General features: G+C 60.8%; 23 protein-coding genes and 1 riboswitch. Of the genes, 6 read left to right on the top strand and 17 right to left on the bottom strand.

What is annotated here, in order from left to right; translation table 11 throughout:
- Window positions 1-103: 103 nt before the first annotated feature.
- Together ACZ0AZ_RS24385 and ACZ0AZ_RS24380 are read right to left on the bottom strand one after the other, a co-directional pair.
- Complete coding sequence (locus ACZ0AZ_RS24385) at window positions 104-571, bottom strand: hypothetical protein (protein WP_129999954.1); 468 nt, start codon at window positions 569-571, stop codon at window positions 104-106.
- Between the two features lie 171 nt (window positions 572-742).
- Window positions 743-1,531 (bottom strand): AraC family transcriptional regulator, encoded by a 789-nt coding sequence (locus tag ACZ0AZ_RS24380; RefSeq protein ID WP_039763081.1) that lies wholly within the window; start codon window positions 1,529-1,531, stop codon window positions 743-745.
- Window positions 1,532-1,613: 82 nt separating this feature from the next.
- On the opposite strand from ACZ0AZ_RS24380, the gene ACZ0AZ_RS24375 reads away from it, so the two are divergent.
- Window positions 1,614-2,612 (top strand): bile acid:sodium symporter family protein, encoded by a 999-nt coding sequence (locus tag ACZ0AZ_RS24375; RefSeq protein ID WP_039763080.1) that lies wholly within the window; start codon window positions 1,614-1,616, stop codon window positions 2,610-2,612.
- A 7-nt stretch (window positions 2,613-2,619) separates the two neighbouring features.
- Here ACZ0AZ_RS24375 and ACZ0AZ_RS24370 read toward each other — a convergent pair whose 3' ends face one another.
- Window positions 2,620-3,222 carry a LuxR C-terminal-related transcriptional regulator gene (locus tag ACZ0AZ_RS24370; protein ID WP_463538348.1) on the bottom strand — a complete coding sequence of 201 codons (603 nt, stop codon included), beginning with the start codon at window positions 3,220-3,222 and terminating at the stop codon, window positions 2,620-2,622.
- 113 nt (window positions 3,223-3,335) lie between these two features.
- On the opposite strand from ACZ0AZ_RS24370, the gene ACZ0AZ_RS24365 reads away from it, so the two are divergent.
- Entirely contained in the window at window positions 3,336-4,964 is a 1,629-nt protein-coding gene (locus ACZ0AZ_RS24365) for an ATP-binding response regulator (protein ID WP_463538347.1), read from the top strand.
- Between the two features lie 51 nt (window positions 4,965-5,015).
- Here the strand turns inward: ACZ0AZ_RS24365 and ACZ0AZ_RS24360 are convergent, their stop codons facing one another.
- The 3 genes from ACZ0AZ_RS24360 to ACZ0AZ_RS24350 all read right to left on the bottom strand — a co-directional run bounded on the left by ACZ0AZ_RS24360 (window position 5,016) and on the right by ACZ0AZ_RS24350 (window position 8,535).
- Window positions 5,016-5,741 (bottom strand): hypothetical protein, encoded by a 726-nt coding sequence (locus tag ACZ0AZ_RS24360; protein WP_463538346.1) that lies wholly within the window; start codon window positions 5,739-5,741, stop codon window positions 5,016-5,018.
- Between the two features lie 248 nt (window positions 5,742-5,989).
- The gene (locus tag ACZ0AZ_RS24355; protein WP_463538345.1) at window positions 5,990-7,162 is read right to left on the bottom strand and encodes a cystathionine gamma-synthase; all 1,173 of its coding nucleotides are present in this window, start codon (window positions 7,160-7,162) and stop codon (window positions 5,990-5,992) included.
- Window positions 7,159-8,535: a pyridoxal-phosphate dependent enzyme gene (locus ACZ0AZ_RS24350; RefSeq protein ID WP_463538344.1), complete on the bottom strand. Its 1,377-nt coding sequence runs from the start codon at window positions 8,533-8,535 to the stop codon at window positions 7,159-7,161. Before ACZ0AZ_RS24350 ends, ACZ0AZ_RS24355 begins: the two co-directional genes overlap by 4 nt.
- 444 nt (window positions 8,536-8,979) lie before the next feature.
- On the opposite strand from ACZ0AZ_RS24350, the gene metE reads away from it, so the two are divergent.
- The gene (metE, locus tag ACZ0AZ_RS24345; protein ID WP_463538343.1) at window positions 8,980-11,268 is read left to right on the top strand and encodes a 5-methyltetrahydropteroyltriglutamate--homocysteine S-methyltransferase; all 2,289 of its coding nucleotides are present in this window, start codon (window positions 8,980-8,982) and stop codon (window positions 11,266-11,268) included.
- A 3,099-nt stretch (window positions 11,269-14,367) separates the two neighbouring features.
- Here metE and ACZ0AZ_RS24340 read toward each other — a convergent pair.
- From ACZ0AZ_RS24340 to ACZ0AZ_RS24330, 3 genes are read right to left on the bottom strand one after another with little or no spacing between them, the layout of a single operon-like run.
- On the bottom strand, window positions 14,368-15,132 hold the full coding sequence (locus ACZ0AZ_RS24340; protein ID WP_039763879.1) for an ABC transporter ATP-binding protein: 765 nt from the start codon (window positions 15,130-15,132) through the stop codon (window positions 14,368-14,370).
- A complete protein-coding gene (locus tag ACZ0AZ_RS24335; protein WP_129999515.1) occupies window positions 15,129-16,145 on the bottom strand; it encodes a FecCD family ABC transporter permease in 1,017 nt (338 codons plus the stop codon). Before ACZ0AZ_RS24335 ends, ACZ0AZ_RS24340 begins: the two co-directional genes overlap by 4 nt.
- Window positions 16,142-17,155 carry an ABC transporter substrate-binding protein gene (locus ACZ0AZ_RS24330; protein ID WP_463538342.1) on the bottom strand — a complete coding sequence of 338 codons (1,014 nt, stop codon included), beginning with the start codon at window positions 17,153-17,155 and terminating at the stop codon, window positions 16,142-16,144. Before ACZ0AZ_RS24330 ends, ACZ0AZ_RS24335 begins: the two co-directional genes overlap by 4 nt.
- Window positions 17,156-17,292: 137 nt before the next feature.
- Window positions 17,293-17,486, bottom strand: a riboswitch (cobalamin riboswitch).
- A gap of 120 nt (window positions 17,487-17,606) precedes the next feature.
- Here ACZ0AZ_RS24330 and ACZ0AZ_RS24325 point away from each other — a divergent pair.
- Together ACZ0AZ_RS24325 and map are read left to right on the top strand one after the other, a co-directional pair.
- A complete protein-coding gene (locus tag ACZ0AZ_RS24325) occupies window positions 17,607-17,834 on the top strand; it encodes a ParD-like family protein (protein ID WP_463538341.1) in 228 nt (75 codons plus the stop codon).
- Entirely contained in the window at window positions 17,831-18,622 is a 792-nt protein-coding gene (gene map / locus ACZ0AZ_RS24320) for a type I methionyl aminopeptidase (protein ID WP_463538340.1), read from the top strand. Before ACZ0AZ_RS24325 ends, map begins: the two co-directional genes overlap by 4 nt.
- Before the next feature lie 127 nt (window positions 18,623-18,749).
- Here map and ACZ0AZ_RS24315 read toward each other — a convergent pair whose 3' ends face one another.
- The 5 genes from ACZ0AZ_RS24315 to ribBA form a co-directional block, all read right to left on the bottom strand.
- Window positions 18,750-19,904: an ABC transporter ATP-binding protein gene (locus ACZ0AZ_RS24315; protein ID WP_071172706.1), complete on the bottom strand. Its 1,155-nt coding sequence runs from the start codon at window positions 19,902-19,904 to the stop codon at window positions 18,750-18,752.
- A 17-nt stretch (window positions 19,905-19,921) separates the two neighbouring features.
- Window positions 19,922-20,731 carry an ABC transporter permease gene (locus ACZ0AZ_RS24310; protein WP_007918021.1) on the bottom strand — a complete coding sequence of 270 codons (810 nt, stop codon included), beginning with the start codon at window positions 20,729-20,731 and terminating at the stop codon, window positions 19,922-19,924.
- Between the two features lie 6 nt (window positions 20,732-20,737).
- Complete coding sequence (locus ACZ0AZ_RS24305; RefSeq protein ID WP_129999524.1) at window positions 20,738-21,646, bottom strand: ABC transporter permease; 909 nt, start codon at window positions 21,644-21,646, stop codon at window positions 20,738-20,740.
- Window positions 21,643-22,668, bottom strand: a complete 1,026-nt coding sequence (locus ACZ0AZ_RS24300) for an ABC transporter substrate-binding protein (protein WP_463538339.1) — start codon at window positions 22,666-22,668, stop codon at window positions 21,643-21,645. Before ACZ0AZ_RS24300 ends, ACZ0AZ_RS24305 begins: the two co-directional genes overlap by 4 nt.
- A 320-nt stretch (window positions 22,669-22,988) precedes the next feature.
- Entirely contained in the window at window positions 22,989-24,098 is a 1,110-nt protein-coding gene (gene ribBA, locus ACZ0AZ_RS24295; protein WP_463538338.1) for a bifunctional 3,4-dihydroxy-2-butanone-4-phosphate synthase/GTP cyclohydrolase II, read from the bottom strand.
- Window positions 24,099-24,166: 68 nt separating this feature from the next.
- Here ribBA and ACZ0AZ_RS24290 point away from each other — a divergent pair, with 68 nt between their 5' ends.
- Window positions 24,167-24,463, top strand: a complete 297-nt coding sequence (locus tag ACZ0AZ_RS24290; protein WP_129999511.1) for a DUF1330 domain-containing protein — start codon at window positions 24,167-24,169, stop codon at window positions 24,461-24,463.
- A gap of 134 nt (window positions 24,464-24,597) precedes the next feature.
- On the opposite strand, the gene ACZ0AZ_RS24285 is transcribed toward ACZ0AZ_RS24290, so the two are convergent.
- From ACZ0AZ_RS24285 to ACZ0AZ_RS24275, 3 genes are read right to left on the bottom strand one after another with little or no spacing between them, the layout of a single operon-like run.
- Window positions 24,598-25,161 carry an NUDIX hydrolase gene (locus ACZ0AZ_RS24285; protein ID WP_024013191.1) on the bottom strand — a complete coding sequence of 188 codons (564 nt, stop codon included), beginning with the start codon at window positions 25,159-25,161 and terminating at the stop codon, window positions 24,598-24,600.
- 1 nt (window position 25,162) lies between these two features.
- Window positions 25,163-25,927, bottom strand: a complete 765-nt coding sequence (locus tag ACZ0AZ_RS24280) for a GntR family transcriptional regulator (RefSeq protein ID WP_016775014.1) — start codon at window positions 25,925-25,927, stop codon at window positions 25,163-25,165.
- A 57-nt stretch (window positions 25,928-25,984) separates the two neighbouring features.
- Window positions 25,985-26,374 (bottom strand): carboxymuconolactone decarboxylase family protein, encoded by a 390-nt coding sequence (locus tag ACZ0AZ_RS24275; RefSeq protein ID WP_039763896.1) that lies wholly within the window; start codon window positions 26,372-26,374, stop codon window positions 25,985-25,987.
- Window positions 26,375-26,550 lie beyond the last annotated feature (176 nt).

The raw sequence follows: 26,550 nt of genomic DNA, 5'->3' as shown, positions 1-26,550 counted from the left end.
TCACGCCCAATTCTGGACGGCTTTGTCTGTACTGGAATTGCCAAACACTGCGAAAGTGCGGCTTTCAGTTTGGCGGTAGACTACAGTTGATGGCTGGCTTTGATTAGAGGTCTCCCGTTGCCTTTAAAGATAATTTACCGTTCTGTACTTTGTATAACGTACCGCCATGGGTGATTTCGAAATCAAATGTAGCCACAATGGAACTTCCGGACCGAGTGAGGTCTATCTTGCCCTTTTTTCCACCTAGAATCACTCCATCTGCGACGACGTGGGCACTAACTTTATCGTCTCCCCAATCTTCGATGTCGTACAATCCGGTTTCGATCTTGCGTGGCAGGACGAATCCAATCTGATAAAACACGCCTGCAGCATCACGTCGACCAATGACGCTAACCGAATCTTTCGTCAAGGACGCATATAAGTATTGATTGGGCTGGAACGTTGTGATTGGCGGAAATCTTGGTTCAAAAGTTGCCTTGTAATACAGTTCTTGCGTGAAAGGTTTTTGTTGAATTGATAAAGCGTTATTGTTCGTATCGATTCCAAGCTGAGTTCGTTTAAGATCTTCCATGGTATGAACCTCCAAGACAAAGTTTTCGGGTGCGACGAAGTAACTCGCTACCTCAACCAATAAGTTACGCCTGTTCGGGTGTTATACAACTGTCAAGTCTGGCAGTTGTTGTTTTTTGAAAATATGTTAGCGGGTGATCGTAGTGCTCGCGAGGGCACGACTTGGGACGGTTCAACTAAAGAATTCACCCGGTGTCTGCCCAAACTGCTGACGAAACGCGGCGATAAACGCCGATGTAGACTCGTATCCACAAGCCAGCGCAACATCGGTCACCCGCTCACCTTTCTCCAGCGGCGTCAGTGCTCCAAGCAGGCGCAGGCGTTGGCGCCAGGCGCGAAAGGTCAGGCCGGTGTCGCGCAAAAACAGGCGGGTCAGGGTCTTTTCAGTGACGCCGAATTTTTCGCTCCAGTGGCTCAGCGTGGTCTGCTGCTCCGGGTGTTGCTCCAGGCTCTGATAGATCTGCTTCAAGCGCGGGTCTTGCGGCAGCGGTAGCATCAGGTCGATGGTCGGTGCGTCGGCCAATTGATCAAGAATCACTCGGGCCAAGCGTCCGTGAGGGCCGCTTTCGTCGTATTCCACTGGCACCTGACTGAAGGCGCGAATCAACTCTCTGAGCAAATCGCTGACGCCGAGCACATGGCAATGTTCGGCCGCCCAACCGGCGACGCTGCTGTCGATATACAGGCTGCGCATTTCCGTATGCGGTGCGCTGAACACCCGGTGCGGCACACCGGCCGGAATCCACACCGCACGCTCCGGCGGCGCGACGAAACGGCCAGCGCTGGTCTGCACTTCGAGCACGCCTTGAATCGCATAGGACAACTGCACCCACGGATGACTATGACGCCGGGTGAGGGCGCGATTGGGCAGCGATTCGGTGCGTCCGTAAACCGGGCGCGGCAGGCTGGGCAACCCGGGAACACTGCGGCGCACGCTTTTGCTCTGTCCTTTAGGCGGCATCTTGCGGCTCTTCGGCGTTAGTCGGTAATTGCCACTCACGTTAGAGTCGTCGGCACGCACTGGCAACCCCCGGATGAATTTCATGACGCGCCCACGTTTTTTACCCGATAACTTCACCCTGACTTTGATTGCTGTGGTTGTGCTGGCCAGTTTTCTGCCCGCCAGCGGCCAAGTTGCCGTCGGCTTCGGCTGGCTGACCAACATCGCCATCGCCCTGCTGTTTTTCCTGCACGGTGCCAAGCTGTCGCGCGAATCGATCATCGCCGGCGCCGGCCACTGGCGTCTGCACCTGCTGGTGTTCGGCCTGACCTTCGTACTGTTCCCGATCCTCGGCCTGGCGCTGAAACCGTTGCTGTCACCGCTGATTGGCGATCAGCTGTACATGGGCATGCTCTATCTGTGCGCATTGCCGGCCACCGTGCAGTCGGCCATCGCGTTTACCTCACTGGCGCGAGGTAATATTCCGGCGGCGATCTGCAGTGCGGCGGCGTCCAGTCTATTTGGGATTTTCCTTACACCGCTGCTGGTGACGCTGCTGCTCAACGTGCACGGCGACGGCGGTTCGACCCTCGATGCGATCGTCAAAATCAGTGTGCAGTTGCTGCTGCCGTTCATTGCCGGGCAAATTGCTCGGCGCTGGATCGGCGCGTGGGTCGGGCGCAACAAGAACTGGCTGAAATTCGTTGATCAGGGTTCGATTCTGCTGGTGGTGTACGGCGCATTCAGCGAAGCCGTAAACGAAGGCATCTGGCAGCAGATTCCGTTGTTCGAATTGCTCGGCCTGGTGGTGGTCTGCTGCATTCTGCTGGCGCTGGTTCTACTGGCCTCGACCTTTTTGGGCAAAGCCTTTGGCTTCAATCAGGAAGACCGCATCACCATCCTGTTCTGCGGTTCGAAAAAGAGCCTGGCCACCGGCGTGCCGATGGCGCAGGTACTCTTTGCCGGCAGCACCATCGGCGTGTTGATTCTGCCGCTGATGCTGTTCCATCAGATTCAACTGATGGTCTGCGCGGTATTGGCCCAGCGCTATGCGAAACGGCCGGAGTCGGTGCCGGATCTGATGGCGCAGGTTGACCCGTAAAAACGCTTCACAGCCCCGAGTACTTGACCGCCGCTGCTGCCCGCGTAGGAACATCCAGCGTGCGCAGCAACGAAGACACATGGATGCGCACCGTGAACGGTGAAATATCCAGTTCACGGGCGATTTCCTTGTTGGTCTTGCCTCGCGCGATCAAACGCAGCACGTCCTGCTGACGCGGCGTCAGCGTCGTCGCGGTTTCCAGCGGCAACAGGCCGGACGGCGCCGACTTCACGAGCACTTCACCTTCACGGATCGCCAGAATCGCCTGGCCGATTTCATCCGGCGCAATGTTTTTGCCAATGAAACCGTCAATGCCCGCCGCCATGACTTCACTGATCAACGCCTGGTCGTCGACCATCGACACCACGATCAGCGTGGTGCGCGGCAATCGTCCTCGCAAGTCGGCGAGTTGAGTGATGCAGGTCAGCCCGGGAAAGCGCAGATCGAGCATCAGCGTGTCCGGCTCGTTGCCCTCTGACAGTAACTTGAGCACAGCGTCGAAGTCGCCGGCCTCGCAGGTATCCGCATCGGGCAGCAAGCGCTGCACGGTGCGCAGCATTGCTTCGCGAAACAGTGGGTGATCGTCGGCTATGATGATCCGGCACGTCATGACGCGACCCTCCCTGGGTCAGGCGTGATTCAAGGCCTGCACCTTAGCACTGGACGCGAAGGTTGCCTGTAGGCTGCTTCCGAAACTGCAATCGCTGCACAAGGACGTTTCCCATGAAGTTCGAGAAAAACACCGAACTCGACCAGGCCAATCTGCGCATCATCATCGCCGCCATCGCGGTGGTCTACATGGTCGTACTGGTCTTTCTGCCGGGCCATCGCTTCGAGACCTACCTGCCGGTCATCACCTACATCAGCCTGTTCCTGCTGGCGTCCATCGTGTTTCGCCAAGCCATTGCGCGTTGGCCGGGGCATTATCCAGCGCGGCGGATTTTTGCCATGGTCCACGATTACACCGGTACCTGTTTCGGGCTGGTGATCGGCGGCGAAGCGGCGCTGCCGCTGTACGCGGTGATGGTCTGGGTCAACCTTGGCAACGGCATGCGCTACGGCTCGCGCTACCTGGCAATTGCCACCGGGCTTGCGCTGGTGGCGCTGCTGGTGGTCTATCGCCTGACGCCGTATTGGCAGGCGCAGCCGTTCATGGTGCTGATGCTGCTGATTACCAGCACGGTGATTCCGTTCTATGCGCATTTGCTGTTGGAGCGCACACGCAAGGCATCGGAAGAAGCGCTGGCGGCGAATCTGGAAAAATCGCGGTTTCTGGCGCAGGCCAGTCATGATTTGCGTCAGCCGATTCACTCCATTGGCTTGTTTACCGCCTGTTTGCGCGAGTCGCGCTTGGGAGATGACGAGCGGCGGTTGGTCGACAACATCGACCGCTCACTGCTCAATGTTTCGCAACTGTTCCGCTCGATTCTCGACCTCTACACCCTGGATAACGGCCGGGTCGAAGCGAAAATGCAAACGCTGAACCTCGGCGAATGGCTCGCGGACATTGTCCAGCAACATCAGGAAGCGGCACGGTGGTCGGGCGTCGAGCTGCGGCTGCGACCGTGTACCCACTGGATCAGAACTGACCCGGCGCTGCTGGCGACCATGATGCAGAATGTGCTCTCCAATTGCTTCAAATACGGCGCGCAGCGGCCGGTGCTGATGGGTGTGCGCAAACGCGGGGCAGGGCTGGCCATTGTTGTTTATGACTGCGGCAATGGTATTGCCGAAGAGCACCTGCACAAGGTTTTCGAGGAGTTTTATCGGGTGCGGCAGGTTCGCGATAAAGATGTCGAGGGTGTCGGCCTGGGCCTGTCGATCATCAAGCGCCTGGGTGAACTGATCGATGTGCAAGTCGCTCTGCGTTCACAGTTGGGGCGCGGCACAGCTGTGACCCTAGCAGGGTTGCCGATCGTAGCGGCGCCGCAGTCACGGGTCGTTCACGGTGAAGCCCGGCAGGTGGGTTTGTTGACCGGGCTGAAGGTGTGTCTGGTCGAGGATGATCGCAACGTACTGCTGGCAACCTCAGCGTTGCTTGAACGCTGGGGCTGTGTGGTTCAGGCCGAGTTGTCAGCTGAAGATCTGGTGACTGGCTGCGACATCATCGTCGCCGACTATGACCTCGGCACCCACGCCACTGGCATCGAATGCATCGACGCAGTGCGCAGGCAGCGCGGCTGGGCAGTGCCTGCGATGATCATCACCGGGCACGAAATCGAGAAGATTCAGGCAGCCTTGCATGACCGGCAGATTGCGATTCTGTCGAAGCCTGTGCGGCCGGCCGAGTTACGCGCGACGTTGCGCGCCCTGCGTGATCGACAAGGCGAAGCGGTTGAACAAATGCTGTAAAGGCCGATGTGAACGGGCGGCTGAGGGAACCGGCCCGTTACACCGGGGCGTTTATTGCGGGCTATTGAACTGGTCGGAATAGCTGCCGGTCATCAGCGCTGATGCCACGCGATCAGAACCGACTCCGACTCGAGAATAGGCCACACGGTTCACGCCGGTACGGTCGGCGCCATCTGCCGCCAAAGCCCCGGCCCCGACGTTATCGGCGCCATCGGAAGCCACCGCGCCAGCCCCGACCTTGTCGGCGCCGTCAGAAGCCACCGCACCTGCTCCGACATGATCGGCGCCGTCAGAAGCCACCGCACCTGCTCCGACATGATCGGCGCCGTCGGAAGCCACCGCACCGGCGCCGACCTTATCGGCTCCGTCAGAAGCTACCGCACCGGCGCCGACCTTATCGGCGCCATCAGAAGCCACCGCGCCAGCCCCGACCTTATCGGCGCCGTCAGAAGCTACCGCGCCAGCCCCGACCTTATCGGCGCCGTCAGAAGCTACCGCACCGGCGCCGACATGATCGGCGCCGTCAGAGGCCACCGCGCCGGCCCCGACATGATCGGCGCCGTCAGAAGCTACCGCGCCAGCCCCGACCTTATCAGCGCCGTCAGAAGCTACCGCACCGGCGCCAACATGATCGGCGCCGTCAGAAGCCACCGCCCCGGCACCGACCTTATCGGCCCCATCAGAAGCCACTGCCTGCGGTTGCGCCGCCCAGACATTGGGCACCACGACGCTGGCCGCTACCGCAAGAAGCACGCCTGACAACAACTTGTATTTCATGGTTTTCTCCACGACCCGGCTGCCATACAGCGATCAATCGCGCGCGATGCATATAGACGCCACGACTCATTGGCCTGGGTTTACCTGGTTGGCGAAAGGCACGGGCACACCGAGTGGCGTGCGGGTGTCGACATGAATCTGATCGAACCGATTGAGTATAGGACCGGCCTCGAGAACCGCCACGGCGGGGAGATCGACGGACAGAAAAAAGAAGCCCGCATTGCGCGGGCTTCGTTGTGTGGGGCTTGTTAAATGTTTGCCAATGCCTGGGCCAGATCGGCACGCAAATCCTCAACGTCTTCAACCCCGACCGATAACCGCACCAGCCCATCGCCAATCCCCAGCTTCGCACGGGTTTCCGGCGGAATGGTCGCGTGGGTCATGATCGCCGGGTGCTCGATCAGGCTCTCCACACCGCCCAGACTTTCCGCCAACGCAAAGATCTTCACGTTCTCCAAAAACCGCCGCGCACCGGCCAGATCGCTGTTCAGATCAACAGAAATCATCCCGCCAAAACCACGCATCTGCCGCTTGGCCAGCTCATGCTGAGGGTGCGACTCGAGGCCCGGATAGTGGACGCGCTTGACCTGCGGTTGTTGCTCGAGCCACTGCGCCAGATCCAGGGCGTTGCTGCAATGACGCTCCATGCGCAGAGCCAGGGTTTTCACTCCGCGCAGAGTCAAGAACGCATCGAACGGCCCGGAAATCGCGCCGACGGCGTTCTGCAGAAAACCGAGTTTTTCCGCCAGCTCGGCGTTCTGCCCGACCACGGCAATGCCGCCGATCACGTCGGAATGGCCGTTGAGGTATTTGGTGGTCGAGTGCAGGACGATGTCGAAACCCAACTCCAGTGGGCGCTGGATGTAGGGGCTGGCGAAGGTGTTGTCGGCCACGCAGATGATCCCGCGTGCGCGGCAGATGCGCGCGATGGCGGCCAGATCCGACAGGCTCAGCAGCGGGTTGGTCGGGGTTTCGACCATGACCATTCGCGTGTCGTCCTGCAGCGAGGCTTCGAACGCCGACAGATCGGTCAGGTCGACGAAGCTGAAACGGTGCCCGGCACTGCGCTGACGGACCTTGTCGAACAGGCGGAACGTGCCGCCGTACAAGTCATTGCCGGAAACGATGTGCGAGCCGGCGTCGAGCAGTTCCAACACCGTGGAAATCGCCGCCAGGCCCGAGGCGAAGGCGAACGCGCGGGTGCCGCCTTCGAGGTCGGCGACGCAGCGCTCCAGGGCGAAACGCGTCGGGTTGTGCGAGCGGCCGTAGTCGAAACCCTTGTGCACGCCGGGGCTGTCTTGCAGATACGTGGAGTTGGCATAGATCGGCGGCATCAGCGCGCCGGTGGTCGGGTCGGGCTCTTGCCCGGCGTGGATCACCCGGGTGGCAAAGCCTTGGGATTTATCGTCGTGCTGACTCATGCAAGGGATCTCCGTAATTGGTTGAGCATGTCGGTGCGGGTGATCAGGCCATGGAAGCCGGACGCGTCGGCGATGATCGCGACGAGGCCACGGCTGAGCACCGCTTCCAGTTCGGCCAGGGTTGCAGCCGGGGCGAGGGTTTGCAGTTTGTCAGTCATCACGCTGGACACCGACTGGCTGAAGCGCGCGGCGTCTTCGTGCACGCCGAGGAGGATGTCGGACTCATCGATCACGCCCACCAGTTGCTTGCCTTCGACCAGCACCGGCAATTGCGAGACGTCCGCCAGACGCATGCGCTGGAACGCCGTGAGCAGGGTGTCGTCCGGGCCGACGCTGATCACCCGGCCGTCCTCGAAACGCCGTGCGATCAAGTCGCGAAGATCGCCGTAGCCCTTACGTTGCAACAGGCCCTGGTCGGTCATCCACTGATCGTTGTAGACCTTCGACAGGTAGCGCGTGCCGGTGTCGCAGACGAAGCTGACCACGCGTTTCGGCTCGGTCTGTTCGCGGCAATAACGCAGCGCGGCAGCGAACAGGGTGCCGGTCGATGAACCACCCAGAATGCCCTCGGCCTTGAGCAACTGGCGGGCGTGATCGAAGCTTTCTGCATCACTGATCGAGTAGGCGTGACGCACGCTGGAAAGGTCAGTGATCGACGGAATGAAGTCTTCGCCGATGCCCTCGACGGCCCACGAACCGGGCGTCGGCAAGGTGCCGTCGCGGCTGTATTGCGCCATCACCGAGCCGACCGGATCGGCGAGGACCATTTCCAGATTCGGTTGCACACGTTTGAAGAAACGACTCAGCCCGGTCAGCGTGCCGGCCGATCCGACGCCAACGACGATGGCGTCCAGATCATGTTCGGTCTGCGCCCAGATTTCCGGCGCGGTGCTGCATTCGTGGGCGAGCGGATTGGCCGGGTTGTTGAACTGATCAGCGAAAAACGCCCCGGGAATGTCCTTGGCCAAACGCGCCGCGACGTCCTGGTAATACTCGGGATGGCCCTTGCCGACATCGGAGCGGGTGATGTGCACTTCGGCGCCCATGGCCTTCAAGTGCAGGACTTTCTCGGTGGACATTTTGTCCGGCACCACCAGCACCACACGATAGCCTTTGGCCCGGCCGACCAGCGCCAGACCCAGACCGGTATTGCCGGCAGTGGCCTCGACAATCGTGCCGCCCGGTTGCAGGCGGCCGTCACGTTCCGCAGCGTCGATCATCGCCAGACCGATACGGTCCTTGATCGAGCCGCCGGGGTTCTGCGATTCAAGTTTGAGAAACAGCGTGCAGGGTCCGGTATCGAAGCGGGTGACCTGAACCAGCGGAGTATTGCCTATCAGCCCAAGCACGGCAGGGCGTGATTCCTTCGACATTTCTTCACCTCTTTATGGTGTTGATCGCGTTCCGATCGCGGGGAAAAGACTCGCGTGCAACTTAGGCGCAGACATCTTCTCTCGCAACCTTTAAACCCTGGAAAATCCAGCCATTTGGATCTAACGATAGAACGAAATCGGCAAGCTGCCGGAAGAGTTCCGATGGGTTTACAGCAAGGCGTCATCGAGTATTCAAAGGGCGTCTTCGTCGCGACAAAAGCTTGATTTGTGTCCCCGGGTTCCGATCGTTCCCGCGCGCTGCGTGGGAATGCAGCCGGGGACGCTCAGCGTCCTACCGGCCGAAGATCGCAGCCTTCGGCAGCTCCTGCACGTGCCACTGTGCATGAGCAAAACTTGTGATGAAGCGGAAAAGATTGAGTTTGTTTCATTAGGATCGGATCCCGACAATGGCTGCCATCGAATAAGCATTTGGAGTTTTTTGTCATGGCACTGGCCCATTCCCTTGGATTTCCGCGCATCGGTCGCGACCGCGAACTGAAGAAAGCGCAAGAGGCGTTCTGGAAAGGAGAACTGAACGAGGCGGGCTTGCGTGACGTCGGGCGTGCGCTGCGCAAGGCCCATTGGAACTTGCAGAAAAACGCTGGCATCGAGTTGCTGCCGGTCGGCGATTTCGCTTGGTACGACCAGGTGCTCACGCACTCGCTGATGTTCGGCGTGATCCCCGAACGCTTCCGCCCGCATGACGGCAAAGCCACGCTGCAAACCCTGTTCAGCATGGCCCGAGGTGTCAGCAATGCTTGCTGCGGCGACGGCCATGCTCAGGAAATGACCAAGTGGTTCGACACCAACTATCACTACCTCGTACCGGAATTCAGTGTCGACCAGCACTTCCAGCTGGGTTGGGAGCAGCTGTTTGAAGAAACTGAAGAGGCCCGTGCGCTGGGGCACAACGTCAAACCGGTGATCATCGGCCCGCTGACCTATCTGTGGCTGGGCAAACCCAAAGGCACCGATTTCGACAAGCTCGATTTGCTTGATCGCCTGCTGCCGCTGTACGGCCAGATCTTCGCGCGACTGGCAGCATTGGGCGTGGAGTGGGTGCAGATCGACGAGCCGATTCTGGTGCTCGATCTGCCTCAGGACTGGAAGAATGCCTTCGAGCGCGCCTACAACCAGATCCAGCGCGATCCGCTGAAAAAACTGCTTGCTACGTACTTCGGTGGTCTGGAAGAAAACCTCGGCCTGGCGGCGAACCTGCCGGTCGATGGCCTGCACATCGATCTGGTGCGCGCGCCGGATCAGTACCCGACCATTCTGGATCGTCTGCCGGCCTATAAAGTGCTGTCGCTGGGTGTGGTCAATGGCCGCAACGTCTGGCGCTGCGATCTGCAAAACGCGCTGGCGACGCTGCGCCATGCCCATGAGCGTCTGGGTGATCGTTTGTGGGTGGCGCCGTCCTGCTCGTTGCTGCACAGCCCGGTTGATCTGGGCCGAGAAGACCAGCTCGATGCCGAACTGAAAAGTTGGCTGGCATTTGCCGTGCAGAAGTGCGAAGAGGTCGCCGTGCTCGCTCAAGCGGTCAGCGAGCCGGAAGCGCCGCAGGTGTTGCGCGCCCTGGCGCAAAGCCGCTCGGTACAAACCAGCCGCGCCGCCTCGCCGCGTATTCACAAGCCGGCGGTGCAAGCGCGGGTTGCGGCGATCACTGCCAGGGATGCGCAACGCCAATCGCCGTTTGCCCAGCGCATCGCCAAACAGCGCGGCAAACTCGATTTACCGCTGTTTCCGACCACCACCATTGGTTCGTTTCCGCAAACGGCGGCGATCCGACTGGCGCGTCAGGCCTACAAGCAAGGCAAGCTCAGCGCCGCCGATTACACCGATGCGATGCACACGGAGATTCGCCACGCTGTAGAAATTCAAGAACGCCTCGGCCTGGATGTGCTGGTGCACGGTGAAGCCGAGCGCAACGACATGGTCGAATACTTTGCCGAACAACTCGACGGCTATGCCTTCACCCGTTTTGGCTGGGTGCAGAGCTACGGTTCGCGCTGCGTCAAACCGGCGGTAATCTTCGGCGACCTCAGCCGCCCGCAAGCGATGACGGTCGAATGGATTCGCTACGCCCAAGGTCTGACCAACAAAGTCATGAAAGGCATGCTGACCGGCCCGGTGACCATGCTGATGTGGTCGTTCGCCCGCGAAGACGCCAGCCGCGAGGTGCAGGCTCGACAACTGGCGCTGGCGATTCGTGACGAGGTGAATGATCTGGAAGCGGCAGGAATCAAAATCGTGCAGATCGACGAAGCGGCGTTCCGCGAAGGCTTGCCGTTACGCCGGGCGCAGTGGCCGGCGTATCTGGAATGGGCAAGCGAAGCGTTCCGCCTTTGCGCCTCCGGCGTGCGCGACGAAACGCAGATTCACACGCACATGTGCTACAGCGAATTCAACGATGTGATCGAGTCGATCGCGGCGATGGATGCCGATGTCATCACCATCGAAACCTCACGGTCGGACATGGAACTGCTTGAGGCTTTCGAAGCGTTCGCCTACCCGAACGACATCGGCCCGGGCGTCTACGATATTCACTCGCCACGGATTCCTGATGTGACGGAAATGGTTGGCTTGCTGCGCAAAGCTGCCCAGCGCATTCCGGTCGAGCGGCTGTGGGTCAATCCGGATTGCGGGTTGAAAACCCGAGGCTGGCCAGAGACCGAAGCGGCGTTGGTGCACATGGTCAACGCCGCACGACAACTGCGCAAAGACTGGGCCTGATCCATTACCGCCCTGGAATACAGAACCGCTGTGGGAGCGAGCAAGCTCACTCCCACAGGATTTCGCGCTACACCTGCCATCCGCGCCAACCCACAAATCCACTGTAGGAGCGAGCCTGCTCGCGAAAGCGGTCTGTCAGCCACATATAAATCGCCCGACCTGCCGCCTTCGTGAGCAAGCCCACTCCCACCAGATCACGCGCTACACCCGCGATCCCCGGCAACCCACAAGTCCAGTGTGTGAGCGAGCTTGCTCGCGAAAGCGGTGTGTCAGCCACAGATAAAATGCCTGACCTACCGCCTTCGTGAGCAAGCCCACTCCCACAGAATTTCGCGCTACACCTGCCATCCGCGCCAACCCACAAATCCACTGTAGGAGCGAGCCTGCTCGCGAAAGCGGTCTGTCAGCCACATATAAATCGCCCGACCTGCCGCCTTCGTGAGCAAGCCCACTCCCACCAGATCACGCGCTACACCCGCGATCCCCGGCAACCCACAAGTCCAGTGTGTGAGCGAGCTTGCTCGCGAAAGCGGTGTGTCAGCCACAGATAAAATGCCTGACCTACCGCCTTCGTGAGCAAGCCCACTCCCACAGAATTTCGCGCTACACCTGCCATCCCCAGCAACCCACAAAACCAATGTGGGAGCGAGCTTGCTCGCGAAAGCGGTGTGTCAGCCACAGATAATTGCCTGACCTGCCGCCTTCGTGAGCAAGCCCACTCCCACAGGATTTCGCGCTACACCCGCGATCCCCGGCAACCCACAAATCCAATGTGGGAGCGAGCCTGCTCGCGAAAGCGGTGTGTCAGCCACAAATAAATTGCCCGACCTGCCGACTTCGTGAGCAAGCCCACTCACACAGAATTTCGCGCTACACGCGCCATCCCCGGCAACCACCAAAACCAATGTGGGAGCGAGCTTGCTCGCGAAAGCGGTCTGTCAGCCACAAATAAATCGCCCGACCTGCCGCCTTCGTGAGCAAGCTCACTCCCACAGGATTTCGCGCTACACCCGCCATCCCCGACAACCCACAAATCCAATGTGGGAGCGAGCCTGCTCGCGAAAGCGGTGTGTCAGCCACAAATAAATTGCCTCACCTGCCGCCTTCGTGAGCAAGCCCACTCCCACAGGATTTCGGTTGTACTAAAGAATCCCGACAACTCCACAAATCTCATGTGGGAGCGAGCCTGCTCGCGAAAGCGGTCTGTCAGCCACAAATAAATCGCCCGACCTGCCGCCTTCGTGAGCAAGCTCACTCCCACAGGATTTCGCGCTACACCCGCGATCCCCGGCAACCCACAAATCCAATGTGGGAGCGAGCCTGCTCGCGAAAGCGGTCTGGCAGCCACAAATAAATCGCCCGACTTGCCGCCTTCGTGAGCAAGCCCACTCCCACAGGATTTCGCGCTACACCCGCCATCCCCGACAACCCACAAATCCAATGTGGGAGCGAGCCTGCTCGCGAAAGCGGTCTGTCAGCCACAAATAAATTGCCCGACCTGCCGCCTTCGTGAGCAAGCTCACTCCCACAGGATTTCGCGCTACACCCGCGATCCCCGGCAACCCACAAATCCAATGTGGGAGCGAGCCTGCTCGCGAAAGCGGTGTGTCAGCCACAAATAAATTGCCCGACCTGCCGACTTCGTGAGCAAGCCCACTCCCACAGGATTTCGCGCTACACCCGCCATCCCCGACAACCCACAAATCCAATGTGGGAGCGAGCCTGCTCGCGAAAGCGGTCTGTCAGCCACAAATAAATTGCCCGACCTGCCGCCTTCGTGAGCAAGCCCACTCCCACAGGATTTCGCGCTACACCCGCCATCCCCCGGCAAGCCACAAATTCACTGTGGGAGCGAGCCTGCTCGCGAAAGCGGTCTGTCAGCCACAAATAAATCGCCCGACCTGCCGCCTTCGTGAGCAAGCTCACTCCCACAGGATTTCGCGCTACACGCGCCATCCCCGACAACCCACAAATCCAATGTGGGAGCGAGCCTGCTCGCGAAAGCGGTGTGTCAGCCACAAATAAATTGCCTCACCTGCCGCCTTCGTGAGCAAGCCCACTCCCACAGGATTTCGGTTGTACTAAAGAATCCCGACAACTCCACAAATCTCATGTGGGAGCGAGCTTGATCGCGAAAGCGGTCTGTCAGCCACAAATAAATCGCCCGACCTGCCGCCTTCGTGAGCAAGCTCACTCCCACAGGATTTCGCGCTACACCCGCGATCCCCGGCAACCCACAAATCCAATGTGGGAGCGAGCCTGCTCGCGAAAGCGGTGTGTCAGCCACAGATAAGTTGCCTGACCGGCCGCCTTCGTGAGCAAGCCCACTCCCACAGGATTTCGCGCTACACCCGCGATCCCCCGCAACCCACAAAACCAGTGTGGGAACGAGCTTGCTCGCGAAAGCGGTGTGTCAGCCACAGATAAATCGCCCGATCTGCCGCCTTCGTGAGCAAGCCCAATCCCACAGGATTTCGCGCTACACCCGCGATCCCCGGCAACCCACAAATCCACTGTGGGAGCGAGCCTGCTCGCGAAAGCGGAATGTCAGCCACAAATAAATTGCCTGACCTGCCGCCTTCGTGAGCAAGCTCACTCCCACCAGATTTCGCGCTACACCCGCGATCCCCGGCAACCCACAAAACCAATGTGGGAGCGAGCTTGCTCGCGAAGGCGGCGTGTCAGCCACCGATAAAATGCCTGACCTTCCGCCTTCGTGAGCAAGCCCACTCCCACAGGATTTCGCGCTACACCCGCGATCCCCGGCAACCTACAAAACCAGTGTGGGAGCGAGCCTGCTCGCGAAGGCGGTGTGTCAGCCACCGATAAAATGCCTGACCTGCCGCCTTCGTGAGCAAGCCCACTCCCACAGGATTTCGCGCTACACCCGCCATCCCCCGGCAAGCCACAAATTCACTGTGGGAGCGAGCCTGCTCGCGAAAGCGGTCTGTCAGCCACAAATAAATCGCCCGACCTGCCGCCTTCGTGAGCAAGCCCACTCCCACAGGATTTCGCGCTACACCCGCGATCCCCGGCAACCCACAAGTCCACTGTGGGAGCGGGCTTGCTCGCGAAGGCGGTCTGTCAGCTACACATGCATCAAGCAAGGAAACGCAATATCGGCGCACCATCGAACGGGTCCGTCAGGTAGTGCGCCCTGACCCCGAAAGTCGTCTGCAACCGCTCCGGCGTCAGCACGTGCAGCGGCTCGCCCAACGCCACCAGACGCCCGCGCTCCAACACCGCCAGGCGATCGCACTTGAGTGCCTGATTGAGATCGTGCAGGGCGATCAGCGTAGTCACCGGCAGTGCGCGCACCACTTGCAGAATGCTCAACTGATGCTGGATGTCGAGGTGGTTGGCCGGTTCGTCGAGCAGCAGGATCTGTGGGCGTTGTGCCAGAGCGCGGGCGATGTGCACGCGTTGGCGTTCGCCGCCGGAGAGGCTGCGCCAGAGGCGGTTGCGCAGGTGCACGGCGTCGACGTCAACCAGCGCTTGCTCGACGATCGCATCATCGGCGGGGGACCACGGTTGTAGCGCCGACAACCACGGCGTCCGCCCCAGCGCCACCGCGTCGAACACGCGAATGCCATCGTCGGTATCGGCCTGTTGCTCAACCACCGCGAGTGTCTGCGCGATGCTGCGCCGTGACATCTTGCCCAGCACCCGACCGTGGAGTTGCACTTGGCCCACGCTCGGTTCACGCAGCCCGGCGAGCAATTTGAGCAACGTGGATTTCCCCGAACCGTTCGGCCCGACAATGCCCAAGGTCTCGCCGCGCTGAACGTCGAGGCTGACACCGTTGAGCAACTCGGCACCGCGCACCTTGAAGCCCACACCCGCACAACTCAAAACCGTATTCATCGCGCCGATCTCCGGCCCACCAGAATCAGCGCGAACACCGGCGCGCCGACCAGCGCGGTGATCACGCCGACCGGAATCACCTGACCCTTGATCAGGGTGCGCGACAGCACATCGGCGGCAATCAGAAACACCGCGCCGCCCAGTGCACTGGCGGGCAGCAGACGCGCATGCCCCGTGCCGAGCAACAACCGCGCTGCGTGGGGAATCACCAGACCGACAAAACCGATCGAGCCGACGATCGACACCATTACCGCCGTCACCAGCGCGGCGCAACCGATCAACAGAATCTGCACGCGTCGCACTGGAATGCCGAGGGACGCCGCCGAATCCGCGCCAAAGGTAAACGCATCCAGCGCCCGGCGATGCCACAGGCACACCACCAAACCCAGCAGCGCCACCGGCACCGCCAGCCACACCGACGGCCAGCGCACACCGCCAAGATTGCCGAGCAGCCAGAACATGATGCCGCGTGCCTGTTCCGAACTGGCCGAGCGGGTGATCAGAAACGCGGTGAGGGCATTGAACAATTGCGAGCCGGCGATCCCAGCGAGAATGATCTGCCCGGTGCCGCTGGCCGAGCCGCTGACCCGCGCCAACAGGATCACCAGCGCGAACGCGGTCACCGCACCGGCAAAGGCACCCGCCGACAATGAAATCGCCCCGGCGCCGACCCCAAGCAGGGCGACCATCACCGCGCCGGTCGAGGCGCCAGCGGAAATTCCCAGCAGATACGGATCGGCCAACGGATTGCGCAGCAGCGATTGCAGGATTACGCCACAGGTCGCCAGACCGGCACCGCAAGCTGCTGCGACCAAAGCGCGGGTCAGGCGATAGTTCCAGACAATGCCTTCGTCGATCGGGTCGAGCACATAGCCGGCGCCCCACAGCTTGTTGGCCAGCACCTGCAACACCACGCTCGGCTCGATCGAAGTCTCACCAATGGCCACGCCGCCGGTCAGCGCAACCGACAGCGTCAATAGCACCAGCAGCAAACGGATCAGGCGTCTGCTCATTGCGACAGGTCGTAGCCGTTGATGGCGCTGGCCAGTTGTGCGAGGCCATCGAAGGTGCGCAGGCTGGCCTGCATGGCCATGGCGTCAAGGATGATGATGCGATTGTGCTTGACCGCGTCCATGTTGCGCGTCACCGGATCGCTGCGCAGGAAGGCGAGTTTCTTCTGATAGTCGTCCGCCGGGAAGCGTCGACGATCCATGCGCGCGATGACCAGAAACGTCGGGTTGGCCTTGGCGATGGTTTCCCAGCCGACGGTTGGCCATTCTTCATCGGACTCGACCACATTGCGCACGCCGAGGGTGCTGAGCATGAAGTCGGGAACGCCTTTGTGCCCAGCCACGAACGGCTCGATGTCCATCTCGGCGCTGGAGAACCAGACCAGGGCGCTGACGTCTTTGCGTTGCTGTTTTTTCGCCGTGGCGATCGACTGTGCGAGGCTGACTTTGAGCTGCTCATTGAGCTGTTCGCCACGCGCCTGCACATCGAAAATCGCTGCCAGTTGGCTCACGCCTTTGTAGATGCTGTCGATGCGAAACGGCGCCAGCCGCGTGCCGTCCGAGCCGACGAGGTTGTCCTTGGCTTCGCAATCGGAGGGCAGCAGATAGGTCGGAATCTTTAGTTCATGAAACTGCTCGCGGGTGCCGACCGCGCCTTGCGGGCCGACCATCCATTCCAGCTCCACCGCAACCAGCTCCGGACGTTTGCCGATCACCGCTTCGAAACTCGGCTCGTTGTCGGCGAGGCGCTCGACCCTGTCGTTCTGCGCGTTGTATGTGCCCAGCACGTCGTTGAACCACAACGAGGTGCCGACGACTTTGTCGCCCAGGCCCAAGGCATAAAGCATTTCCGTACCGGCCTGGCCGATGGTCACCGTACGCGCGGGCGCGTGCTGAAAGGTCAGGCTGCTGCCGCAGTTTTCGATGGTCAGCGGATACGCAGTCGGCGCCGCTTGCGCCAAGGCACAGAGGCTCAGACCGGTGAGCAGGGTAGCAACGCGGGGCAGCAGCATGGGGCAGTCTCCAGGGGAACCGTACGGGGAGGGCGGGTACGGTTGGAAACACACCTCGGGCGCGGTCGTGGAAACTGCGCAAGGCCGGCACGGGGAAAACGCGCACGGCACGATGTCCTTCCCGGACACCCCGCCGGTTAGTCGTCATTGTGCCGGCAGGTCTCCTGACTGGTGCGTCGTCGCCATGCTCCGGCCTTCCCGGGTTTCACCCAGTGGCAGTCAAGGAGCAGGCTCGGCACCTACAGTTGCGGGGGCAGTTCCGATTGATGCTGTGCAAGCATTTCGGATTCCCTATTAATTCCGTGTGGAAACCGGCGGCGGCATGGTAGTCGATTTGCGCGGTGGAGGGGGAGGCGAATCTGCCACAGCGTCGATTTTGTCGTCGGCATTGCAATCTCCCGTATGCACTGATTAATATACGATCCATATACACATCGTATCGGATTCATATATGGGCATCGTAAAGATTTCAGAGGACATGCACGAGAACCTGCGTATCTCCAGCAACGCCCTCAGCCGCTCCATCAACGCGCAGGCCGAGCACTGGATGCGCATCGGCATGCTCGCCGAGCTGCATCCCAACCTCGACCACAGCGCCATTTGCCGCCTGCTGATCCGCGCCGAACAGAATGGTGGCCTGGATCTGCAACAACTGACACAGGACGTCGCCCTCGCATGAGAAACCAGATCAAGCTCAACACCCCCGCCGACATCGAAAAATCCCGCGCCGCCGGCAAACTCGCCGCCGAAGTGCTGGCGATGCTGGTGCCGCATGTGAAGGCCGGCGTGACCACCGATGAACTGGATCGGCTGTGCAACGACTACATCGTCAATGTGCAGAAAGCCGTGCCGGCGAACGTCGGGTATCACGGTTTTCCGAAAACCGTCTGCGCATCGGTCAATGACGTGGTGTGCCACGGGATTCCATCGGGTACGCCATTGAAGGATGGCGATATCGTCAACCTCGACATCGCCGTGATCAAGGACGGCTGGTTCGGTGATACCAGCCGCATGTATGTCGTGGGTGAGGCGAGCCCCGAGGCGCAGCACTTGATCAAGACCACTTACGATGCGATGTGCGCGGGCATTCGCGCAGTCAAACCGGGCGCAACGCTGGGGGATATCGGTCATGCGATCCAGAGCCTGGCGGAGGCGGAGGGCTTCAGTGTAGTGCGCGAGTACTGCGGTCACGGCATCGGCAAGGTCTATCACGATGAGCCGCAGATCCTGCATTACGGCTTCCCCAATCAAGGGCTGAAGCTCAAGGCCGGGATGATTTTCACCGTGGAACCGATGCTCAATGCCGGCAAACGCCATGTGAAGAACATGCCTGATGGCTGGACCGTGCTGACCAAGGATGGCTCGTTGTCGGCACAGTGGGAGCATATGGTGGCGGTGACGGAGAGCGGGTTTGAAGTGCTGACGGCTTGGCCGGATGAGGTTGAAGGGTATTCCCCGATTCATTGAACAATACCGAACCTGTGGGAGCGAGCTTGCTCGCGAATGCGGTGCGTCATTCAACATTAATGGTGACTGACACGGCCTCTTCGCGAGCAAGCTCGCTCCCACGGGGAATTTCACTGGATTGGAAGTTTTAGTGAGCACCCGCTGCTTTGTTAAGGTCGCTTTCAGTCCACTCGGTATAGACACACGCATCCGCCGTCGCCCAGCGCACCCGGACCGGATCGCCGGCCTTGAGTGGCATGCCCGCTGCCGACAGCGCTTTCACCGTCATCGACGTCCCGCCCGCAGTGACCACGCTGCACGTCTGGCTCTCACCAAGAAACAGCACCTCCACAACATTCGCCGATACCTCATTCCAACCCGCCGCCAGCGGCTCATCGAGCGCCTGCTGCGTGCTCAACGCCAAGGCTTTTTCCGGACGCACCATCAGCAGCACATCCTGATCAGTGTGCAACCCGGACGTCAGCCGAATCGACAATGACTGCCCCTCGAAACTCGCTGCCGCATTCCCTTGCGCCTTGAGCTTGAGGAAGTTCGAATTGCCCAGAAACGACGCGACAAACGCATTCGGCGGATTCTGATAAAGGTCATACCCGCTGCCCAAGCCGACAATCTTGCCGTGGCTGAAAATCGCGATGCGTTGCGACAGCCGCATGGCTTCTTCCTGGTCGTGGGTCACGTAAACGATGGTGATGCCCAGGCGCCGGTGCAGTTGGCGCAGTTCATCCTGCAAGTCCTCGCGCAGTTTCTTGTCCAGCGCGCCCAGCGGTTCATCCATCAGCAGAATGCGCGGCTCGTAAACCAGCGCCCGGGCGATGGCGACACGTTGTTGCTGGCCGCCAGACAACTGCGAAGGGCGGCGATGGGCGAACTGTTCGAGCTGCACCAGCTTCAACATCGCATCGACGCGTTTTTCACGCTCGGCGGCAGCCAGTTTGCGAATCGCCAAAGGGAAGGCGATGTTGTCGCGCACCGACAGATGCGGGAACAGCGAGTAACGCTGAAAGACCATGCCGATGTCGCGCTTGTGCGGCGGCACGTTGACCAGCGACTGACCATTGACGAGGATCTCGCCGCTGCTCGGTGTTTCGAACCCGGCGAGCATCGACAGCGTGGTGCTTTTGCCCGAGCCGCTGGAGCCGAGGAAGGTGAGGAATTCGCCGTCCTTGATGTCCAGCGAGATATTGTCGACGGCAGCGAAATCGCCGTAGTGCTTGTTCAGGTTGCGCAGGCTGACCAGGGGTTTGTCGTTCTGCTGGGATGCGTCTTTGATCACGGCACTCATGTCGTACTCCTGGGCGCTCAGGCGCTGATTTCGTTGCGCCGGCGCAGGGCGGCGGCGATCACCATGACCAATACCGACAGGCCGATCAGCAGCGTCGAAGCGACGGCGATCACCGGGGTCAGGTCCTGGCGCAGGGTGGTCCACATTTTCACGGGAAGGGTTTGCAGAGTCGGGCTTGCCATCATCACGCTGAGCACCACTTCGTCCCACGAGACGAGGAAGGCGAAGAGGGCGCCGGCGACCATGCCCGGGCGGATCGCCGGAAACGTCACCTTGAACACCGCTTGCAAGCGCGAGGCACCGCAGATCACCGCCGCGTCTTCAATCGACTGATCGAACAGCTTCAGCGAGTTGATGATCGAGATGATGGTGAATGGCAGCGCGACGATCACGTGGCTGACGACGAAAGCGAACATGGTCCCGGTGTAGCCGAGCTTGAGAAACAGCGCGTACACCGCCACGGCGATGATCACCAGCGGCACGATCATCGGCAGGGTGAACAGGCCGTAGAGCATCTCGCGGCCGGGAAAGCGCCCGCGCACCAGCGCAAACGCGGTCGGCAAACCGAGGGCCACGGCGCAGATCGTAGTCAGCACGGCGACCTTGAGGCTGGCGGCAGCGGCGTTCATCCAGTCGGGGTTGGAGAAGAACTGGCCGTACCATTTCAGCGTCCAGCCCGGTGGCGGGAACACCAGCCACTGCGAGGAGCCGAACGACAGCAGCACGATGAACACGATCGGCAACAGCAGAAACAGACCGATCAGCCCGGTAGTGGCGTAGAGGCCGAAACGCATGCGCCGGCTCATGGCATTGGGGGTCAGGAGCATGGCGGCTTACCTCGCGTTACTGGCGCCAACCGGGGATTCCGGTTGAAGCTTCAGGTAGAAGTAGAACAGCACCAGGGTGATTGCGATCAGCAACGCGGCGCCGGCACTGGCCAGGCCCCAGTTGAGGAACGATTGCACCTGCTGAATGATGAACTCCGGCAGCATCATGTTCTGCGCCCCGCCGAGCAGCGCCGGGGTGACGTAGTAACCGAGCGACATGACGAACACCATCAAACCGCCGGACGCCAGACCCGGCCGGCACAGCGGCAGGAACACCCGGAAGAAGTTGGTCCACGGACTGGCGCCGCAGATCGAGCCGGCCTGCAGGATCATCGGGTCGATGGCCTGCATGGTCGCCTGCAACGGCAGCACGATGAACGGGATCATGATGTAGCTCATGCCGATCACCACGCCCGTGAGGTTGTGCACCATCTCCAGCGGTTGATCGATGATGCCCAGCGCCATCAGCGCCTTGTTGATCACGCCCGAGGCTTGCAGCAACACCAGCCACGAATAGGTGCGGGCGAGCAGGCTGGTCCACATCGACAGCAGCACGATGTTGAGGATCCAGCGCCCCCAACCGCGCGGCACCAAAGTGATCGCCCAGGCCAGCGGAAAGCCCAGCAGCAGGCTGAACAGCGTCACCAGCCCGGCCACCGAAAAGGTGTTGAGCAGCACTCGCGCATAGGCCGAGTTGGCGAACAACTGTTCGTAGTTGCCGAGACCCGGCACAGGTTCGAGCACACCGCGCAACAGCAGGCCAATCAACGGCGCGAGAAAGAACAGGCCGAGGAACAGCAGCGCCGGGACGAGGTTGCCGGCGCCGCGCCAGCGTTGCTTGAGGGCCGAACCGGCAGCGCCAGGGGCGCTCCCGGTGGCCGTGGAGGGACGGGGCGCAGTGGCCGCGATTTTCATTTGACCAGCCATTCGTTCCACCGTGTCGCGATAGCCGGACCGTTCTTGGCCCAGTAAGCGAAATCAAGGGTGATCTGATCCTTGGCGTAAGCCGTCGGCAGGTTGGGCGCCAGCGTCGAATCCAGACGCTCCACACTGTCGAGGTTGACCGGCGCGTAGGCGGTCAGGTTGGAGAAGTCGGCCTGGCCTTTGGCGCTGCTCGCATTGGCGAGGAACTTCATCGCCGCATCTTTGTTTTTCGAGCCTTTGGGGATGACCAGAATGTCGGCCATGACCAGGTTCTGTTTCCAGCTCACGCCCACCGGTGCGCCGTCTTCCTGCAAGGCGTGCACGCGACCGTTCCAGAACTGGCCCATGCTCGCTTCGCCGGACGCCAGCAGTTGCTGCGACTGCGCGCCGCCGCCCCACCAGACGATGTCTTTCTTGATGGTGTCGAGTTTCTTGAAGGCGCGATCCAGATCCAGCGGGTAGAGCTTGTCAGCCGCAACGCCGTCGGCCAGCAGCGCGAGTTCGAGCACGCCGGGGCTTGGCCATTTGTACAGGGCGCGTTTGCCCGGGTAGGTCTTGGTGTCGAACAGCGCGCTCCAGTCCTGCGGCTTGTTGGCGCCGAGCTTGCCTTCGTTGTAGCCGAGGACAAAGGAGAAGAAGAACGAACCGACACCGTGATCGTTGACGAAGCGCGGATCGATCCTGTCGCGCTGGATCACTTTGAAGTCGAGGGGTTCGAGCAGGCCTTCGGCAGCGGCGCGCAGGGCAAAATCGGCTTCGACATCGACCACGTCCCACTGCACGTTGCCGCTTTCGACCATGGCCTTGAGTTTGCCGTAGTCGGTCGGCCCGTCTTGAACGACGGTGATGCCGCTGGCCTTGCTGAACGGATCGGCCCAGGCCTGTTTCTGCGCATCCTGGGTGCTACCGCCCCAGCTGACAAAATTCACGCTTTCGGCAGCCATTGCAGCCTGGCCGGTAACGCTGAGCAGTCCCGCGAAAAAGATCGCGGTTGCAGCTTTGTTCAACACCATGTTCACGCCCTCATTGTTGTGATTTTGAGCGGGCCTTGCGTTGTTGCCCGCCTGTCGGGAGCAGTAGCTGGACGGTTTTTCGGTTCGTCCGGTCTATGGAATATCATATTATGGTATTCCAAGCTTTGTGCAAGCACTTTGCCTTACCGGTTATCTGGCGGATAAGCTTTTTGTCGTTCGACAGAATTTGGTTTGAAGCGCGGATCCCTTGTGGGAGCGGGCTTGCTCGCGAATGCGTCGGGTCAATCAACACTGATGTCAGCTGACAGGACGCCTTCGGGAGCAAGCCCCCTCCCACAGAGAATGTTGTTTCAAGTGGGTTATTCGCTGAAGGGAATGCTTTCAACCACCTCAAGGTCATACCCGGTCAACCCCGCATACTTCAGCGGTGGGCCAAGGTGGCGCAGCTTGCCAACCCCAAGGTTCTGCAGAATCTGCGCCCCGGTGCCGACCTCGGAATAGATCCGCGACTGCGAACGGCTGAACTGTCGTGGCGGCTGGGTCAACTGCGGCACGCGTTCGAGCAACGCCTGCGACGATTCATGATTGGCCAGCACCACCACAACCCCATGACCCTCGGCCGCGACCCGTTGCAGCGCCGCCCACAGCGTCCAGTTCGTCGGCCCGCTGTACTCGGCGCCGACCAGATCGCGCAGCGGATCGATCACATGCACGCGCACCAGGGTCGGCTCTTCACGGCGCAGCTCGCCCATGACCATCGCCATGTGCACGCCGCCTTCGATGCGATCCTCGAAGGTGATCAAACGGAACGTGCCATGCACCGTCGGCAGCTCACGTTCGCCGATGCGTTCGATGGTGTGCTCGGTGCTCAGGCGATAGTGGATCAGGTCGGCAATCGTGCCGATCTTGATCCCGTGCTTGCGCGCGAACTGCTCCAGATCCGGGCGGCGCGCCATGGTGCCGTCGTCGTTCATGACTTCGACAATCACCGAGGCCGGGGTGAAACCGGCCAGGCGCGCCAGATCGCAACCGGCCTCGGTGTGCCCGGCGCGGGTGAGCACGCCACCTTCCTTGGCGCGCAGCGGGAAGATGTGGCCGGGCTGCACCAGGTCTTCGGCGCGGGCATTCGGCGCGACGGCAGCGGCAACGGTGCAGGCCCGGTCTGCCGCGGAAATGCCGGTGGTCACGCCAACTGCCGCTTCGATCGACACGGTAAATGCAGTGCTGAATACACTGCCGTTGGCAGGCACCATTTGCTCCAGACCCAGGCGCTGACAATGTTCATCGGTCAGGGTCAGGCAGATCAGCCCACGTGCCTCGCGGGCCATGAAGCTGATAGCCTCCGGCGTGCAGCGGTCGGCGGCCAGCAGCAGGTCGCCTTCGTTCTCGCGGTCTTCGTCATCGACCAGCAGGACCATTTTGCCGAGGCGATAATCTTCGATGATTTCTTCGATGCTGTTGAAGGCCATGCTGGACTCTCAGGGTTCGTTGGAAATATATTGGTATACCATAATACAAAATCAACAAAGAGGTCACTATGAAGGCGTACTGGATTGCACATGTGGATATAGCCGATGCCGAGCACTACAGCCAATACACCCAGCGCACTCCGCAGGCGATTGCGGCATTCGGCGGCAAGTTTGTCGCCAGAGGCGGGCGCAGCGAGGCGCTGGAAGGACGGGAGACGCCACAGCGCACGGTGATCATCGAGTTTGAAAGCTACGAAACAGCCGTGGCGTGCTACCGCTCGGCGGCGTATCAGGAGGCGAAGAGTTATCGCGAGGAATGGGCGAGGGCGGAGATCATCATCGTTGAGGGCATCGCCCCGATTTAGCCGCATTGATCGTTCCCACGCTCCGCGTGGGAATGCAGCCCTGGACGCTCTGCGTCCCATCCAGAGCCGAACGCGGAGCGTCCGTAGAGGCATTCCCACGCGGAGCGTGGGAACGATCAGGGGGCAGGTGATTTTTAGCGCATGAAATGAATCTTGCCGCTGTCATCATTACCCATGTAAATCCCGTAGACCCCGGCTTGGCGCTCTTCGATATAGCGCTCGAGGATCTGCCGGATCGCCGGGTAGTAGATCTGCTCCCACGGAATCTCTTCCGGGGCGAAGAACTTGTAATCCATGGTCTCCGGCCCGTACTGCCCGGTAATCTCGAGGGCGATGGCGCGGAAGATGATGTACACCTCGCTGATCTTCGGCACGCTGAAAATCGAATACGGCGAGACGATTTCCGCGCGCACGCCGCTTTCTTCCCAGACTTCGCGCAGCGCCGCCTGCTCGGTGGTTTCACCGCTTTCCATGAACCCGGCGGGCAGCGTCCAGGTGCCCGGGCGTGGTGGGATCGCTCGTTGGCACAGGAGGTATTTGCCGTCCTGCTCGATGATGCAGCCGGCAATGATCTTCGGATTGACGTAGTGGATATAGCCGCAGCCGCGGCACATCAGGCGCTCGTGCGTATCACCCGGCGGCGTCTGCTGACCGAGGTCAGGGCCACCGCATTTCGGGCAAAAGCTCGGGCTGAACATGTCATTGACCTATGCGGGGTTCTTTCAGCGCGATCGGCAAGGTGATCGCCGGGGTGCCTTTGACGGCGACGCCGGTTTCTTCCTGCTTGCGCTTGAGGTAGTCGAGGGCCACTGCAGCCGCCGCGCGAACGTGATCGACGCAGGCCTGATGCGCCGCCAGCGGATCACCGCTCTTGATCGCCTCGACCATTTTTTCCATCTCGTGATTACTCGCGCCGCGTCGGTTTTCCTGGGAGACCGAGGTCGCGCGCAAATAGCTGATGCGCGCCTGCAACTGGCGCAATTGCGTGGCGGCGACATGGTTGCCCGAGCCTTCGAGCAACACGTCGTAGAAACCCTGCACCGAGTCGATGACCTGTTGCAACTCGCCGTCCTTGAGCGCCTTGCGGTTGTCATCGAGGGCTTTTTCCAGGGCTTTGATGTCCTTGGCTTTGGCGCGCAGGGTGAACAGCTGGACGATCAGGCCTTCGAGCACGCAACGCAGTTCGTAGATATCGACAGCGTCGTCAAGGGTGATGATGGCTACGCGCGGGCCTTTGGCGTCGGCGAATTCCACCAGGCCTTCGGATTCAAGGTGACGCAAGGCTTCGCGCACCGAAGTGCGGCTGACACCGAGGCGATCGCACAGGTCGCGTTCGACCAGACGATCCCCTGGCATGAGCTGGAAATTCATGATCGCGCTACGCAGTTTGTCCAGCACGATTTCGCGCAGGGTAACGGGGTTGCGATTGACCTTGAAGCTGTCGTCGAGTGGCTGGCGTTTCATGGGGTCCGCTCTTGAGCTTGGCTGTCCATGCCAGACGGGCATCAAAACAGCCGAGGGTTAACTGGAGGCCTCGGCGTCGGCTTCGGCAAAGGCTTCACGGGCCAGCCGGAAACTGTCCACGGCCGCCGGAACGCCGCAATAAATGCCGACCTGAAGCAGAATTTCGCGTATTTGCTCACGACTCAGGCCGTTACGCAAGGCGCCACGCACATGCAGCTTGAGTTCATGCGGGCGGTTGAGCGCCGAGATCATCGCCAGGTTGATCATGCTGCGCTCCTTGAGCGACAGACCCTCACGCCCCCAGACATGGCCCCAGCAGTATTCAGTGACCATTTCCTGCAGCGGACGGGTGAAATCGTCGGCGTTGTCGATCGAGCGCTGCACGTAGGCTTCGCCGAGTACCTGCGTGCGGATTTGCAGGCCTTTTTCATACTTCTCGTTACTCATCATTCCTCCTCACAACACAGATCCCCTTGTTGGAATGAACCCTGTGGTGAGGGGATTTATCCCCGACAGGGTGCGAAGCACCCCCAATACCTGCAACGGCGATTTGCCAGATATTCCGCGCGCAATGGTTTTACGACTGCTTCGCAGCCGGTCGGGGATAAATCCCCTCACCACAA

It is taken from the genome of Pseudomonas sp. AC239, assembly GCF_979258545.1.
This window is presented reverse-complemented; position numbering and strand designations above follow the sequence as displayed.

Coding starts and splice junctions, on each gene's coding strand:
- ACZ0AZ_RS24315 (WP_071172706.1), bottom strand. CDS start 19,904: ATGAGTGCCGTGATCAAAGACGCATCCCAGCAGAACGACAAACCCCTG.
- metE (WP_463538343.1), top strand. CDS start 8,980: ATGGCACTGGCCCATTCCCTTGGATTTCCGCGCATCGGTCGCGACCGC.
- ACZ0AZ_RS24280 (WP_016775014.1), bottom strand. CDS start 25,927: ATGAAACGCCAGCCACTCGACGACAGCTTCAAGGTCAATCGCAACCCC.
- ribBA (WP_463538338.1), bottom strand. CDS start 24,098: ATGGCCTTCAACAGCATCGAAGAAATCATCGAAGATTATCGCCTCGGC.
- ACZ0AZ_RS24350 (WP_463538344.1), bottom strand. CDS start 8,535: ATGTCGAAGGAATCACGCCCTGCCGTGCTTGGGCTGATAGGCAATACT.
- ACZ0AZ_RS24360 (WP_463538346.1), bottom strand. CDS start 5,741: ATGAAATACAAGTTGTTGTCAGGCGTGCTTCTTGCGGTAGCGGCCAGC.
- ACZ0AZ_RS24335 (WP_129999515.1), bottom strand. CDS start 16,145: ATGAGCAGACGCCTGATCCGTTTGCTGCTGGTGCTATTGACGCTGTCG.
- ACZ0AZ_RS24355 (WP_463538345.1), bottom strand. CDS start 7,162: ATGAGTCAGCACGACGATAAATCCCAAGGCTTTGCCACCCGGGTGATC.
- ACZ0AZ_RS24285 (WP_024013191.1), bottom strand. CDS start 25,161: ATGTTCAGCCCGAGCTTTTGCCCGAAATGCGGTGGCCCTGACCTCGGT.
- ACZ0AZ_RS24380 (WP_039763081.1), bottom strand. CDS start 1,531: ATGCCGCCTAAAGGACAGAGCAAAAGCGTGCGCCGCAGTGTTCCCGGG.
- ACZ0AZ_RS24325 (WP_463538341.1), top strand. CDS start 17,607: ATGGGCATCGTAAAGATTTCAGAGGACATGCACGAGAACCTGCGTATC.
- ACZ0AZ_RS24290 (WP_129999511.1), top strand. CDS start 24,167: ATGAAGGCGTACTGGATTGCACATGTGGATATAGCCGATGCCGAGCAC.
- ACZ0AZ_RS24310 (WP_007918021.1), bottom strand. CDS start 20,731: ATGCTCCTGACCCCCAATGCCATGAGCCGGCGCATGCGTTTCGGCCTC.
- ACZ0AZ_RS24275 (WP_039763896.1), bottom strand. CDS start 26,374: ATGAGTAACGAGAAGTATGAAAAAGGCCTGCAAATCCGCACGCAGGTA.
- map (WP_463538340.1), top strand. CDS start 17,831: ATGAGAAACCAGATCAAGCTCAACACCCCCGCCGACATCGAAAAATCC.
- ACZ0AZ_RS24375 (WP_039763080.1), top strand. CDS start 1,614: ATGACGCGCCCACGTTTTTTACCCGATAACTTCACCCTGACTTTGATT.
- ACZ0AZ_RS24385 (WP_129999954.1), bottom strand. CDS start 571: ATGGAAGATCTTAAACGAACTCAGCTTGGAATCGATACGAACAATAAC.
- ACZ0AZ_RS24340 (WP_039763879.1), bottom strand. CDS start 15,132: ATGAATACGGTTTTGAGTTGTGCGGGTGTGGGCTTCAAGGTGCGCGGT.
- ACZ0AZ_RS24305 (WP_129999524.1), bottom strand. CDS start 21,646: ATGAAAATCGCGGCCACTGCGCCCCGTCCCTCCACGGCCACCGGGAGC.
- ACZ0AZ_RS24330 (WP_463538342.1), bottom strand. CDS start 17,155: ATGCTGCTGCCCCGCGTTGCTACCCTGCTCACCGGTCTGAGCCTCTGT.
- ACZ0AZ_RS24365 (WP_463538347.1), top strand. CDS start 3,336: ATGAAGTTCGAGAAAAACACCGAACTCGACCAGGCCAATCTGCGCATC.
- ACZ0AZ_RS24370 (WP_463538348.1), bottom strand. CDS start 3,222: ATGACGTGCCGGATCATCATAGCCGACGATCACCCACTGTTTCGCGAA.
- ACZ0AZ_RS24300 (WP_463538339.1), bottom strand. CDS start 22,668: ATGGTGTTGAACAAAGCTGCAACCGCGATCTTTTTCGCGGGACTGCTC.